At 64.1% G+C, this 13,629-nt stretch carries 12 protein-coding genes; 6 read left to right on the forward strand and 6 right to left on the reverse strand.

The window, feature by feature from the left end; genetic code table 11:
• Positions 1–36: 36 nt before the first annotated feature.
• The 4 genes from FJ424_RS17650 (at position 37) to FJ424_RS17665 (ending at position 4,095) form a co-directional block, all read left to right on the forward strand.
• The gene (locus FJ424_RS17650; protein WP_140653516.1) at positions 37–768 is read left to right on the forward strand and encodes a dienelactone hydrolase family protein; all 732 of its coding nucleotides are present in this window, start codon (positions 37–39) and stop codon (positions 766–768) included.
• Positions 769–916: 148 nt separating this feature from the next.
• Entirely contained in the window at positions 917–1,477 is a 561-nt protein-coding gene (locus FJ424_RS17655) for an RNA polymerase sigma factor (protein ID WP_140653648.1), read from the forward strand.
• A 2-nt stretch (positions 1,478–1,479) separates the two neighbouring features.
• Positions 1,480–3,669 (forward strand): VWA domain-containing protein, encoded by a 2,190-nt coding sequence (locus tag FJ424_RS17660; RefSeq protein ID WP_140653514.1) that lies wholly within the window; start codon positions 1,480–1,482, stop codon positions 3,667–3,669.
• Positions 3,670–3,810: 141 nt separating this feature from the next.
• Positions 3,811–4,095: a hypothetical protein gene (locus tag FJ424_RS17665; protein ID WP_246677277.1), complete on the forward strand. Its 285-nt coding sequence runs from the start codon at positions 3,811–3,813 to the stop codon at positions 4,093–4,095.
• Positions 4,096–4,103: 8 nt separating this feature from the next.
• Here FJ424_RS17665 and bmt read toward each other — a convergent pair whose 3' ends face one another.
• The 3 genes from bmt to FJ424_RS17680 form a co-directional block, all read right to left on the reverse strand.
• Entirely contained in the window at positions 4,104–5,126 is a 1,023-nt protein-coding gene (gene bmt / locus FJ424_RS17670) for a betaine--homocysteine S-methyltransferase (RefSeq protein WP_140653512.1), read from the reverse strand.
• Positions 5,127–5,209: 83 nt separating this feature from the next.
• Positions 5,210–5,812, reverse strand: coding sequence for an urea carboxylase-associated family protein (locus FJ424_RS17675; RefSeq protein ID WP_140646580.1), 603 nt, complete (start codon positions 5,810–5,812; stop codon positions 5,210–5,212).
• Between the two features lie 67 nt (positions 5,813–5,879).
• On the reverse strand, positions 5,880–6,737 hold the full coding sequence (locus FJ424_RS17680) for a helix-turn-helix transcriptional regulator (RefSeq protein ID WP_140653510.1): 858 nt from the start codon (positions 6,735–6,737) through the stop codon (positions 5,880–5,882).
• A 242-nt stretch (positions 6,738–6,979) separates the two neighbouring features.
• On the opposite strand from FJ424_RS17680, the gene FJ424_RS17685 reads away from it, so the two are divergent.
• Both FJ424_RS17685 and FJ424_RS17690 read left to right on the forward strand, forming a co-directional pair.
• Positions 6,980–7,981: a fatty acid desaturase gene (locus FJ424_RS17685; protein ID WP_181182027.1), complete on the forward strand. Its 1,002-nt coding sequence runs from the start codon at positions 6,980–6,982 to the stop codon at positions 7,979–7,981.
• A 77-nt stretch (positions 7,982–8,058) separates the two neighbouring features.
• Positions 8,059–8,895: a PhnD/SsuA/transferrin family substrate-binding protein gene (locus FJ424_RS17690; protein ID WP_140653506.1), complete on the forward strand. Its 837-nt coding sequence runs from the start codon at positions 8,059–8,061 to the stop codon at positions 8,893–8,895.
• On the opposite strand, the gene FJ424_RS17695 is transcribed toward FJ424_RS17690, so the two are convergent.
• The 3 genes from FJ424_RS17695 to FJ424_RS17705 form a co-directional block, all read right to left on the reverse strand.
• A complete protein-coding gene (locus tag FJ424_RS17695) occupies positions 8,863–10,203 on the reverse strand; it encodes a Xaa-Pro peptidase family protein (RefSeq protein WP_140653504.1) in 1,341 nt (446 codons plus the stop codon). The genes FJ424_RS17690 and FJ424_RS17695 overlap by 33 nt on opposite strands.
• Before the next feature lie 15 nt (positions 10,204–10,218).
• Positions 10,219–11,730: a glycosyltransferase family 39 protein gene (locus FJ424_RS17700; RefSeq protein WP_140653502.1), complete on the reverse strand. Its 1,512-nt coding sequence runs from the start codon at positions 11,728–11,730 to the stop codon at positions 10,219–10,221.
• 84 nt (positions 11,731–11,814) lie between these two features.
• Positions 11,815–13,629, reverse strand: a 1,815-nt coding sequence (locus FJ424_RS17705; RefSeq protein WP_140786368.1) for an FAD-dependent oxidoreductase, incomplete at its 5' end; no start/stop codon positions are given.

Raw genomic sequence — 13,629 nt, forward strand, 5'->3', positions numbered from 1 at the left:
CCGATATCTAACGCGCGACAGGCAACGGAGAGCATCATGACTGGAAAGCAGATCGAGTTCGAAACCAGGGACGGCAAGGCAAAGGCTGGCCTTTTTCGACCGTCAACCAAGGCCAGCGCCGGCGTCATCCTTTATATGGACGCCTTCGGGCCGCGCCCGGCGCTTGACGAGATGGCCGAGCGGCTCGCCGGTCACGGCTATGCCGTGCTGGTGCCCGATCTTTTTTACCGCAACGCGCCCTACGGTCCGTTCGACGCCAAGACCGCCTTCACGGCGGAGGAAACCAAGACCAAGCTGATGGCGCTGGTGACCGGCACCACGCAGGAAATGACCATCCGCGACAATGCCGCCTTCCTCGATGCTCTGGCCGCCGAGGGGATCGCCGGACCGATTGGCGTCGTCGGCTACTGCATGGGCGGCGCGCGGGCGCTGAACGCAGCGGCGAGCTATCCGGACCGGATCGTTGCCGCGGCAAGCTTCCATGGCGGCAATCTCGCCAGCGACGCGCCCGACAGCCCGCACCGCAAGGCGGCCTCGATCGAGGCGCGCGTCTATGTGGGGGTTGCCGGCGTCGACCGCAGCTTCCCGCCGGAGCAGTCGGCGCGGCTGGCGGAAGCGCTCAGGGTCGCCGAAGTCGATCATGTCATCGAGAATTATGTCGGCGTCGGCCATGGCTGGTGCGTCAAGGACCACAGCGTCTATGACGAGGCGGGTGCCGAGCGCCATTGGAAGCGGCTGACGACGTTTTTCAAAGAGACATTGGGGTAAGCGATCTTCTGATCTATGGCCGCGCTGCCCCTCATCCGTCACTTCGTGACACCTTCTCCCCGTAAACGGGGTGAAGGAATGTTTGTGCAAAAAAATCTTTCCATCGCCCCAAGGATTGGGCCATTAGCCTTCGTCCAACAGGCAAATGATGGCGATGATGCTGGACGACGGCGAAGCCTCCGATGCCGAACTGATCGGGCGGGCGAGGGGCGGAGACAGGGGTGCTTTCGGCAGATTGCTCGAAAGGCATTACGGCTTCGTCTATCGCGCCGCCTATCGCTGGTGCGGCCGCAAGGCCGACGCCGAGGACATCGCCCAGGACGTCTGCGTACGGCTCGGCCGCGCGATCCGCGACTATCAGGGCAGCGGCGCCTTCACGACATGGCTCTATGCCATGACGCTGAACGCTTCGCGCGACATGATGCGCAAGCGCGCCCGCGACACCGCCAAGACCGATGCCTACGGCGCCTATGCGCTGATCGCGGGCGACGCGTCGGCGGAGATCGACGATCCGGCCGAGGCGCTGTGGGCGGCGGTGCGGATGCTGCCCGACAAGCAACGCGACGCAGTGCTGCTGGTCTATGGCGAAGGTCTCAACCACGCGGCGGCCGCCGAGGTGATGGCGATCTCGGAGACGACGGTGTCCTGGCACATCCATGAAGCGAAGAAACGGCTGAAGCTGCTGATGCGCTCAGCCGGGGAAGTGTGACCATGGTCGACGACAACGAACTCGAAAGGCTGCGCGATATCGCGATACCGGCGCCGGATGGCGAGGCCAAGGCGCGCGCGTTCGCCGCCGCGATGCAGGCTTTCGACCTCGACGAAAAAATTTCGCCTGTTCGCCAAGGAACGTCCGCAGGCCTTCGTCTCACGGAGCGAGCAAGAATGCTCTGGAGAGACATCATGCGACGGAAACTCATCGCCACGCCGGCCATCGCCGCGCTGGCCGCGCTGCCTATCGCCGGCTATGCCGCTTTCGAGATGCTGAAGGACCAGCCGCCCGTCGTGGGCGGCAACGGCACGGTCACCGAGACCTTGGCCGACAAGCGGGCGGCGCAGAAGCCTGCGCCGGAACAGCCCGCGATCAACGAGCCGCTGGCAGCGGCGCCGGCCAAGGAGAAGAAGACAGACGCCGACGCCGAGACTCGGGCCAATTCACAAGTGGTGGCGCCGAAGCCGGCGACAGAGGTCGACGGCCTGCTCAAGCAGGAGGCTGCGCCGGAGAGCAAGCGCGCCCTGCAGCCCGCGCCGGCGGAGAGCGGCCAGCTCGCGGCCAGCGGCAAGGGCGGGTCGTCCAACAGGGTAATCATGTCCATGACACCGCCGCCAAGCGTCGACGAGGTTGAGCGGGTCGACAAGAGGCCGGCAGGCGGCGCGGCCGCCGTTCCAGCGTCTCCGCCCGCCCTCGCCGATTCCAAGCTGATGGTGCAGCCCGCGCCCATGCCGGCCGACCAGCTGCAGCCGCAGGAGGAAAACCGCGATCGCATCGAGACCTTCAAGACCAATCCGGTGCATGAGACTGCGCAGGATCCGGTCTCGACCTTCTCGATCGATGTCGACACGGCCTCCTATTCCTTCGTGCGGCGCTCGCTGAAGGAAGGCGCTCTGCCCGACCCGGACACGGTCCGCGTCGAGGAGATGATCAACTACTTCCCCTATGACTGGAAGGGCCCCGAATCGGCTTCAACGCCGTTCAACTCGACCGTCACCGTCATGCCGACGCCGTGGAACGAGCACACCAAGCTCATGCATGTCGCGATCAAGGGTTTCGACGTGAAGCCGGCCGAGCAGCCGAAGGCCAATCTGGTCTTCCTGATCGACGTGTCGGGGTCGATGGACGAGCCGGACAAGCTGCCGCTGCTCAAATCCGCCTTCCGCTTGCTGGTGAGCAAGCTGAAGCCCGACGACACCGTTTCGATCGTCACCTATGCCGGCAATGCCGGCACGGTGCTGATGCCGACCAAGGCGGCCGAAAAGCAGAAGATCCTTGCTGCCATCGAGAATCTGGCGCCCGGCGGCTCGACGGCCGGCGAGGAAGGCATCCGCGAGGCCTACAAGCTTGCCCAGCAATCCTTCGTCAAGGACGGCGTCAACCGGGTGATGCTGGCCACAGACGGCGATTTCAATGTCGGCCAGACCGATGACGACGACCTCAAACGGCTGATCGAGAAGGAGCGCAAGACCGGCGTGTTCCTGTCGGTGTTCGGCTTCGGCCGCGGCAATTTGAACGACCAGATGATGCAGACCATCGCCCAGAACGGCAACGGCACGGCAGCCTATATCGACACGCTGGCCGAAGCCGAGAAGGTGCTGGTCGAGGATGCCTCGTCGACGCTGTTCACCATCGCCAAGGACGTCAAGATCCAGGTCGAGTTCAACCCGGCCAAGGTGTCGGAATACCGTCTCGTCGGTTATGAGACCCGGGCTTTGAAGCGCGAGGATTTCAACAATGACCGCGTCGATGCCGGCGATATCGGCTCGGGCCATTCGGTGACGGCTGTCTACGAGATCACCCCGAAAGGCAGCGGCGGCGAGCAGGTCGACCCGCTGCGCTACGGCCAGGCCAAGGTCGACAATGGCGGCATCGCCAATGCCGACGAATATGCCTTCGTCAAGATACGCTATAAGCTGCCTAACGAGAATGTCTCGAAGCTCATCACCACGCCGGTGACCGCCGCCAACGAGGTCTCGTCCTTCGACGCGGCCGGCGCCGACCAGCGTTTCTCGGTCGCGGTCGCGGCTTTCGGGCAGAAGCTGCGCGACGAGGATCAGACGGCGAATTTCGGCTACGACCGGATCGCGGAGATCGCCAATGCCGCGCGCGGCGCCGATCCGTTCGGCTACAGGGCGGAGTTCCTGTCGCTGGTGCGCCTGGCCGCATCGCTGGACGGCAACAAGTAGGCCATTGCGGATTGAAGGAAGGCCCGGCGGGAGAAAATCCCGCCGGCCTTCTTTGCGATCGTTAAACTGCGCTGCTTTTCCGGAACCTCGCCGCAACGAGCTTCTGTTAGTCAATGCTGATAGAGATTTGAGGAATCAGCAGTGCATATCACGACAATCGGGAACGCGAACTCGACGGCGGTCAATGCCCCGGTGCGCGGACCGTCCGCTCCTTCAGCGGAATCCGCGCGCATCAGGAACGATGTCGACGCGGCGCGCAACACAGCGCTTTCGGCCCTCAACAACGACCGTTTTCGCGTGATGCTGGAACAGATCAGCGACCCCGGCGCATCGGGCGCCCTGATGACGATGGGCGCCGACAATCAGGGCAGTGCCGGCACCGATCTCAATACCGTGCTGTCGCACTACGCCGAAAACAGCAAGTAGAAACCGTATCAGGCGCGGCTGCGCCGGCGCTCGCGGCGGGCTTCGCTGGTCTCGGCGGTGTTTGCCGTCGCCACCTTGTTGCGCATCGGGCCGATGCGCTCGACGATCGTCTCGACGGTCGGGCGGGTCGACTTGGTGTGCGCGTCCAGCGCCTTGCGCATGGCGGCAAGGTGCGCGAACGAGGTGCCGCAGCAGCCGCCGACAATCCTGGCGCCGGCATCGACCGCCAGCCGCACATAATCGGACATCAGCTCCGGCGTGCCGGAATAATATATCTCCGCGCCGCGGAATTCCGGAATGCCGCAATTGCCCTTGACGATCACGGTCGCGTCCGGCTTCGCCTCGGTCATGTCGAGCAATGAAGCCAGGATATCGGAAGCACCGACGCCGCAATTGGCGCCGACGCCGAGAGGGGCCTGCGACAGGCCATCGGCGACGGCGTGGATATCCTTCGGCAGCAGGCCCATCATGGTGCGGCCGGCCGTGTCGAAGGAACCGGTATAGGTATAGGGCAGGCCGACACGGATGGCGGCTTGCGCCGCGGCGCGGATCTCGTCCGGCGCCGACATCGTCTCGATCCAGGCGACTTCGGCGCCGCCGGCCTTCAAGCCCTCGATCTGTTCGGCGAAGGCCTCGACGGCGTCGTCATAGGTCATGGCGCCGAGCGGCACCAGCAATTCGCCGGTCGGGCCGACGGAGCCGGCGACGATCACCTTGCGGCCGGCCTTGTCGGCGACGGAGCGGGCAATCTCGGCGGCGCGCTTGTTCAGCTCGTGAACGCGATCCTGCGCATGATGCAGCTTCAGCCTGTGGCGAGTGCCGCCGAAGGAATTGGTCAGGATGATATCGGCGCCGGCGTCGACGAAATTCCGATGCAGGCTGGCGATGGTCTCGGGCGAAGTCTCATTGAGCAGTTCGGGCGCCTCGCCGGCCTCGAGACCCATCGCGAACAGATTGGTGCCGGTGGCGCCGTCGGCCAGGAGCACGCCCTTTTCGGCAAGCAGGGCGTCAATCGGGTTGGTCGCGGTCATGACTTTGGCTTTCGTGTTCGAATTCAAATAACGATATAAAGAAGTCTTTATGTCCAGTCAACGAGCTTGCGGCCGCGAAGCCCTTACGAAGCCGGAGTGATCTCGACCTCGATCTCGGTGCAGGCATCGCCGTTGGTCGGGTGATGATCGACCGAGCAGGCGGTGACGACAAGCAGGAGGTCCTGTTCGGCGCGCAGCGTCACGTAGCCGCCCGGCGGATTGATCGATGCCTCGACCACCAAAGTCCCGTCAGGCTGCGGCATGGAGTTCTGGAAGAGATCGACCGGGTCGGGCGCGAAGGGCAGTTCGATGCCTTCCGCGCCGAGCGCCTTCATCAGATTGTCGCGGCAGTTCGGGTGGTTGGGCAGGCCGGCCCGTTCGTAGAGCGCGCTGTCGCAGGCCGGGTAGAGCATGTCGTGCGGTCCGGGCGAGGCGTCCTCGATCAGCGTCAGCACGATCTTGCCCGCGGCGCTGTAGAAATGGTCGCCGGGTTTCGGAAACAGCCGCTCGGTGATGTCGCGGGTCTGCGAGGTGCTCAGCCAGTCGAGCCTGCCTTCGGTCGAGAAGGCCCAGAGGTCCGAAACCTGCTGGCCCTTGGGATCGACGATGCGGATCAGATCGCCGCGCCTGACGCGCATGGAACGGCCCGACTGAGGAGGAACAACGATGTGACGCGGTGCTTGCATGGGTTTCCCGAAACGATGAGCGGCGGCCGGCCTAAAGCCGATCGCCAAGATGGCGCCGATGGTCCGATTAGACAGAGCCTGACGGGAAGGACATCGCGGCCAGCTTCTGCGCAAAACTCGCCGCCTCATGCGCGTTGATGTCGGCAGCCCGGATCAGGTTGTCGAAATGGCTGGTGAGCGTACGGACCGGCTGGGTGGCGTTCAACACCAGGTACATGTCGCCGACATAGATAGCGGCGCGATAGGGTCCGAAGATCGTATAGGGGATCGAATAGCGCATGCGGCCGTCATAGAGAAACAGCCGGAAAGTCGGGTAAAGGTCGTCGAGCAGCGTTGCCATGTGCAGCAGTTGCTTGCGCCGTTCGGCCTCCGGGAAACGGTCCCAGACACCGAGACCGCGCGCGAAAATCTCCAGCGTATGGCGCGGCATGCAGACCTCCATATCGGTCTCCGGCCGCCTTGTGTAGTCGATGCGGTACTGCGTCTCGCCGGCTTGCGCCTCACGGCTCTTGTTGGTGATGCCGGCCTCGTATTCCACCAGTGCCTCGGTGCGCAGAAGGTCGGGAATGCCGGCGGGCACGTAGCGGATCTTCGTGCCGGCGGCCTCGGCATGCCATTTGGCCAAAAGCGTGCGATCGAAGCCGTCGGGCGCCTCCTCGATCTCCAGGCTTTCTCTTATTTCGCCGGTGACGCCTTCGTCCTGGCTCAGGCCAAGCAGCCAGTCGAGCGACACCTTGAACTCGGCGGCGATGTTGAGGAGGGTCTCGGCGCGGGGCAGGCGGGTCGAGGCGCCGGACAGCAGTTGCGACAGCGCCGAACGGTCGATCCCGACCGCTGTCGCGAAGGCCGACTGGTTCAGGTCGGACCGTGTCAAGAGCAATTTCAGGCGCTCTCGAAAGGTCGTCGACAGATCGCGCTTGTCCACCACGCTGCTCCTGCTTCGGAGAGGAAAAATTTGCGCCGGAGCGTGGCTCAGGCGGAAATGAATCCCCATATTTGTTTACAATGTATAACATATGCAGCCAGAAATGCGCATTCGCAACAGTTTGTGCGCATTGTCGCGTTGATGTAACGGCAGGCTCCTGACACAATGTTGTCAGGAATCGAGTTGGTTCCGGCGACTGGAGGGCAGTGGTCGATAGCATGGCAAGAAGCATGAATACCGGCATGAACAAGAGACGTAGCACCGCACCGGCGGTCGAATGGCCGACAGTCTTCCTCACACTCTTCTGCTACGGCGCGTGGCTCGCCATCGGCTTGCTTCTGTGGCCATCCCATCCGCTTTTGGCGCTTGCCGTCCTGCCGTTTATCCTGGCTCTGCAATCGTCGATCATGCACGAAGCGCTGCACGGTCATCCGACCCGCAACGCCAGGATCAATGAAGCCTGCGTCTTCCTGCCGATCGGCATGGTGTGGCCGTTCCGCCGCTTCAAGACCATCCACCTTCGCCATCATGCGGACGAGCGCCTGACCGATCCGCTCGACGATCCTGAGAGCTATTACCAGGCGCTTTGGATGCATGACGAGCTGCCGCCGACAATGAAGCTTCTGCTCAAGATCAACAACACCATGATCGGCCGCTTCGTTCTCGGTCCCTGGTTGTCCTCGGTCGGTTTCTTCATCGACGACGCCAAGCAGATCCTCGCCGGCGACAAGGCGATCCGCAAGGCTTGGCTGCTGCATGCCATCGGTCTCGCGGTTGTGGTGCCGATCGTCACGTTTGGCTTCGGCATTCCGCTGTGGCTCTATATCCTGGTGCCGGTGTGGCTCGGCCAGTCGCTGATCTCGATCCGCACCTATGCCGAGCACCAGTGGTCGGAGCATCCGGAAGGGCGCACCGTGATCGTGGAGCGTTCGCCGCTCTCCTTCCTGTTCCTGAACAACAACCTGCATTTCGTTCATCACAAGAGCCCTACCATTGCCTGGTACAGGTTGCCGAAGCTGTTTCGCGAGCGCCGCGAAGAGTGGCTGCGGATGAACAACGGTTATGCCTATCCGAACTATTTCGCGATGCTGAAAGCCCACGCCTTCAAGGCCAAGGAGCCGATCGTCCACCCGGTGCTGCGGCGCGCGCCGGAGCCCGGTCGCGCCTTCAAGCCGCGGGTCAGGGCGCGCAACGTCAATGGGCTCGGCACGGCGCCGGTTCCGGCGGAGCCGCCGAAAGAGTAGTTTCGACTTTCCGCGACCGCTTTTTTCGCGGCGGAACGCAGGCGCCGAAGATCGCCTGTCTTTGAAAGCCATTCGACATGAGCAAGTACGTTGCGGCCCTGCCGATGTATGACTGGCCCGAGGCGCGTGGCGAAGTCGACGCGCAATGGGCGCGGCTCCGCGATGCCTTCCGGCAAAAGGGCATCGATGCGCCGGAGGCGGTCGTGCGCAGCAATCGCGAACTGCCGCCGGTGCCTGGCGGCATTCGCGATGACGCCGGCAAGCCGATCGCGCCCGATCCGGCGACGCTGCCCTCGGACGAGTTCGATTTTCTCCAGCTCTGGCTGAGCCCGGCGCTGCTCTTCGGGCAAACATGCTGGGGGCCAATGGAACTCGGCCTCGCCCCGCATGTGCAGGTGATTGCCCAACCAAGCTACGATGCGTTCGAGGGCGGGCAGGGCGAGCTTTATTCCAGCGCGTTGGTGATGGCCGCGGACGGCGGACCGTCAGTCGTCTCGCCGGCGGATGGCAAGGCTGTCGTCCCGCTCGATCTCATTCGTGGCAAGCGCTTCACCTTCAACAATCCGGACTCGATGTCCGGGCTGATCGGGCTGACGCGCGACCTGCAAACCATGGACAAAAGCCTGGACATCTTCGCCTCACGCAGCGAAAGCGGCGGCCACCGGTCGTCGATCGTGGCGGTCGCGGAAGGCAGGGCCGATATCGCGGCCATCGACTGCGAAAGCTGGGCGCTGGCGCGGCGTTTCGAGCCGGCGGCGAAAGGCGTGAAGGTGGTCGGCTGGACGGCGCGGCGCAAGGGGCTGCCCTACATCACCGCCAGAACGACGCCGGAAAAAATCGTTGCCGCGATGCGCGACGCCGTCGCGGCCGTCGAAAGCGGATCAGAGCAGCCGCTCGTCCAGCGGGTAGGCTGACAGCTTCTCATTCCCGCTCTCGGTGATCAGGATCTGCTCCTCGATCTTGACGCCTTCGCGTCCGCCAAGCCTGCCGATATAGCTTTCGACGCACAGCACCATGCCGGATTCGAGCACGCCGTCCGGCGTGTCGGCGGTCCAGTCGCCGGCATGCGGCAGCGTCGGATATTCGTCCGCCAGGCCGACCCCGTGATAGAGCACGCCGTAGCGTGTCGGATAGCAGTCGTCCGGCGGCACCGCCGAGCGCTCGACAAGGTCGCGGAAGGAGATGCCCGGCCGCATCAGATCCGTGTTGTGGGCGATCTGGCCGGCGGCGATGCGGAACAGATCGCGCTGCTCGTTCGACGGCTGCCTGTCGCCGCAGAGCCATGTGCGCGAAAGATCGGCGCAGAAACCGTAAGGACCGATCAGGTCCGTATCGAAGGCGACGAGGTCGCCATCCTCGACGATGCGCGAGGAGCATTCCTGAAACCAGGGATTGGTGCGCGGTCCCGAGGACAAAAGACGCGTTTCGATCCATTCGCCGCCGCGCGCGATGTTGCCGCGATGCAGCTCCGCCCATAACTCGTTTTCGGAGATGCCCGGCTTCAGCGCCACTTGCATCTCGCCCATCACCGCCTCGCAGGCGACGATCGAGCGGCGCATGGCGAGGATCTCGTCCGGCGATTTGATGAGGCGCGCATTCTCCATCACCGCCTCGCCGTTGCCTGTCGCGATGCCGCGGCGGGCGAGTTCTTCCACGCCTTCGGGATTGATGTGGTCGACGGCGACGCGGCGGTTGCCGCCGCCATGCTCGGCAACGAGGTCGGCGATGCCCGCGCCCCAGCGCCGGACCTTCTCATCGGTCAGCTCGCCGCTGTAGAGATACATCCACGATACGGCCGGGCGCACCTCGTCGACGACACCCGAATGGTCGGACAGATGCTCGCAGGAGAAATAGTCGAACAGCACCACCGGCCCTTCGGTGGCGACGAAACAATGGCGTGTCGGGTTGTGCGCGACCCAGAGCTGCATGTTGGTCGAGTCCGTCGCATAGCGGATGTTGACCGGGTCGTAGAGCAGGGCGCCGGCATAGTCGCGGCGCTTCAGCTCGGCGCGAATGCGGTCCAGCCGGTATCTGCGCAGGGCGGGCAGATCGGGCGCTGCGATGCCTGCCGCGACCCATTCCGCCTCAGCTGTCTCGCCATAGCCCAGCACATGCTGGTTGAGTGACGCCGCCTTCTCGCGCGAGGCCTCGCGCAGCGCTTCGACCGAGCCTGGTTCGAAGGGCATGATCTTGCGGTGGCGGCCGAAGCGTTGCGTGTCCATTCGTTCCCCTGAAACTTACTGCGCGGCCTTCTTGTGCAGTTTGGTGATTGTGACCTTGCGCGGCGGGAAGCCGAGTGCCTGCGGCACTTCAATAGTGCGATGGACGGTGTCCATCGCGTAGCGGGCCCTCGCCAGCTCTTCGAAGACGTCCGAGGACGATTCCCTGTCATCGGTCAGGACAAGCACCGCCGGTTCGCGGATCGATCTGGCGAAGTCCGGCGTCTCGTCGTCGAGCGCGATGAGACCGGCATCGATCAGGCGCAGATTGCCGACCCAGAACCAGCTCGAGACCACGGTCTTGACCGGCCCGTCGGCATTGATCTGATCGTAGAGCGACCGGTAATCCGTGCGCACGATACCGCCGCGGCTGTCGCCGCCATGCAGGTGCATGTACCAGCTCAGCGGCAGCACGAGGATGGTAAGCACTGCGCCGACGAAGACGATGGTGGCTTGGGTCTTTCGGCCCCTCTGGCCCATGGCATCGAAGCGCATGGCAAGGACCGCGGGCAAGAGAATGAAGATCGGTAGCATCCAGCGGTCGCGAAACTGCGTGATGCCAGCCGCCAACACGACTGTGACCGTGACCACAAGACCAAGGACGATCGCCCGCCACAACAGCTTTTCCGGCCACCTTACCGGCTGAGGCGGCTCCGTCCGTCTTCTTATCGCCAGGGCGTAGGCGACGGCGAAGATCGCGACCGGCAGTCCAGCGAAATTGACGATCGCGTTGACCAGTCTGCGGATGCCGAGAAATGCCGTTTTCGCAACGCTGCCGCCTTCGGCCACGCCCAGGCCCCCTTGATGCGAGAGCAGATCCTCCAGATGCGTGAGGCTCCAATAAAGCGTCGGCAGGCAGGCCAGGACCGCCACCGCCACGCTGATCAGGAAACGGCGGTCGAGGATCGCTGCGCGCGTTTCGCGAACCGAAAGAGCCGCCAGGAACAAGGCGGCAAGGAAGATGACGATGTTGTATTTCGACAGCATCGCGGCCGCCGCCGCCAGGCCCAACAACGCATAGGCGATGGCCGATCGCCGCTTCTCAACCTCGGCCAGCGCCAGAAGCAGCACCGAGGTGAAACAGAATATGGCGACCGAGTGGGTGAGGGCGTGCTGCATCTCCCAGAAGATCTGGGGAAACAGAAGCAGCCCGAACATGCCAGCCGCAGCGGCGCGGTTCGAGTAGCCGAGGCGGCGTATGGCGGTGAAATAGGCAGCCAGCCCTGCGGCCAGCAGGGCGTATTTGACGATCTTGAGGGCAAGGACGCTGGTTCCGACCAGCGAGGCCGCGAGCATCGCCAGCCAGGTGTACAAAGGCGGCTGCGAACTGCCGTAGCCGGCAGCCAGGAACCGCATTTCCATCAATTGCTCGGAATCGTCGACGCCGACACCCGTGCCCGCAACATGGGACAACAGGGCCATCACGACGATCTGGGTCAGGCAGTAGAGGAGGACCGAGGCGACCGCGGCGCTGAATGGACCGACCCGTTCATCGCACAGCCAATCGGTCCATTTCTCTAGCTGCCGCAAGGGGGTGGTCTTCTCATGCTGATGCGCCGGTAGCGGGCTCGGACCATGCCATAGCAACCGACGCAATCCAACAATTCGTAGGCTTCAGGTCCGCATCTTCTCGCCGCTCGGGTCGAAAGGCGGCTCGACATTGATGCGGGCCGGGCGGCGGTGGCCGAGGATTTCGATCTCGAACAGGCCGGCGCTCTCGTCCTCGGCAAGGGCCGCGGGGACATAGCCCTGCGCCATCGACTTCTGGACGTAATGCGCATAGCCGCCCGACGTGACCCAGCCGACGACGCGCCAGTCTCCGTCGACGATGCCGCGCACGGCGGAAGCACCTTCCGCGGCTTTCGAGCCACGCACTTCCCTGCCGGATGTGTCGAAGCGCGGCGCGCCATAGCCATGCGGCTTCTCGACTGTGCCGTAGTCCTTGCCGACCTTGGCCCAGATCGGCTCGTCGCCCATCACGTCGGCATCCGCCGCGTCGACGATGAAGGAGACCCTGCGCAGCTTCGGACCCTCGGCATGCTCCTTCGCTGACGCCTCGCGACCGATGAAGTCGTTCTTCTCGAGCTTGATGAAGCGGTCCATCGAGCCTTCGAACGGTCCGTAGATCGGGCGCAATTCGCGGAACCAGGTCGGGAAGTTCTTTTCCAGGCGCATGGACAGCAACGCGCGCATGCCGAAATCGACCAGGCCGAATTCCGCGCCCGCTTCCTTGATCGCCTTGTAGACCAGGCGTTGATAGGCGGGCGCCATCCAGATCTCGTAGCCGAGGTCGCCGGTATAGGTGATGCGGTTGACCATGCAGGGCGCGCCGCCGACCGCCATCTCGCGGAAGTCCATGAAGCGGAAGGCCTTGGTCGAGACATCGACATCGACCAGCTTCTGCAACAGGTCGCGCGACTTCGGCCCGGCGATCGACAGGCCGACCAGCGTCTGGTCGAAGCGGTGGATGCGCACCTCTGACGCCCTTGGGCCGTCCTTCGGCAGGTGTTTCTCGAACCAGCGCATATGGTATTTCTGCGCGGCCGACGAACCCCAGATCATGAAGCGGTCCTCGCCGGTCTTGGCGATGGTGAAGTCGCCGATCAGCTTGCCGAATTCGTTGACCATCGGGGTGAGCACGATGCGGCCGACCTTCGGCATGCGGTTGGTCATCAGCCGGTTGAGGAAATCCTCGGCGCCCGGACCCGAGACCTCGTATTTGGCGAAGTTGGCGATCTCGGTGACGCCGACCCTGTCGCGCGTGGCGCGTACTTCCTCGCCGATCGGGCCGAAATCGTTGGAGCGGTGGAAGGAGACGATGTCCTTGGGCTCCGTGCCCTTCGGCGCGAACCAGAGCGGCGTCTCCAGGCCCCAGGAGTCGCCCATCACGGCGTTGTTGGCGAGCATGGTGTCGTAGAGCGGCGTCGTCTGCGCCGGACGGGCAGCGGGAAGCTCCTCGTTGGGGAAGCGGATCGAGAAGCGGCGCGAATAATTCTCGCGCACCTTGGCGTTGGTGTAGCGCAGGCTCGCCCATTCGCCGAAGCGGGCGACGTCCATGCCCCAGACGTCGAAGCCAGGATCGCCATGCACCATCCAGTTGGAGAGCGCGAGGCCGACGCCGCCGCCCTGGCTGAACCCGGCCATGACGGCGCAGGCGCACCAGAAATTGGTCAGGCCCTGCACCGGGCCGACCAGCGGATTGCCATCGAGCGCGAAGGTGAAGGGGCCATTGATGATCTGCTTGATGCCGGCCTTCTCGATGCCGGGAAAATGCTTGAAGCCGATCTCCAGCGACGGAGCGATGCGGTCGATGTCGGGCTGCAGGAGCTCATGGCCGAAATCCCACGGCGTGTTGACCGGCGACCATGGCTTGCAGGCCTTCTCGTAGGTGCCGAGCAGGACGCCGTTGCGCTCCTGGCGGGTGTAGAT

The organism is Mesorhizobium sp. B3-1-8 (assembly GCF_006439495.1).
Lineage (GTDB): Bacteria > Pseudomonadota > Alphaproteobacteria > Rhizobiales > Rhizobiaceae > Mesorhizobium.

Excerpts from the sequence above, each read along its gene's own strand:
- FJ424_RS17650 (WP_140653516.1), top strand. The coding sequence starts at position 37 with ATGACTGGAAAGCAGATCGAGTTCGAAACCAGGGACGGCAAGGCAAAG.
- bmt (WP_140653512.1), bottom strand. The coding sequence starts at position 5,126 with ATGACCGCGACCAACCCGATTGACGCCCTGCTTGCCGAAAAGGGCGTG.
- FJ424_RS17695 (WP_140653504.1), bottom strand. The coding sequence starts at position 10,203 with ATGGACACGCAACGCTTCGGCCGCCACCGCAAGATCATGCCCTTCGAA.
- FJ424_RS17690 (WP_140653506.1), top strand. The coding sequence starts at position 8,059 with ATGAGCAAGTACGTTGCGGCCCTGCCGATGTATGACTGGCCCGAGGCG.
- FJ424_RS17675 (WP_140646580.1), bottom strand. The coding sequence starts at position 5,812 with ATGCAAGCACCGCGTCACATCGTTGTTCCTCCTCAGTCGGGCCGTTCC.
- FJ424_RS17685 (WP_181182027.1), top strand. The coding sequence starts at position 6,980 with ATGAACAAGAGACGTAGCACCGCACCGGCGGTCGAATGGCCGACAGTC.
- FJ424_RS17655 (WP_140653648.1), top strand. The coding sequence starts at position 917 with ATGGCGATGATGCTGGACGACGGCGAAGCCTCCGATGCCGAACTGATC.
- FJ424_RS17660 (WP_140653514.1), top strand. The coding sequence starts at position 1,480 with ATGGTCGACGACAACGAACTCGAAAGGCTGCGCGATATCGCGATACCG.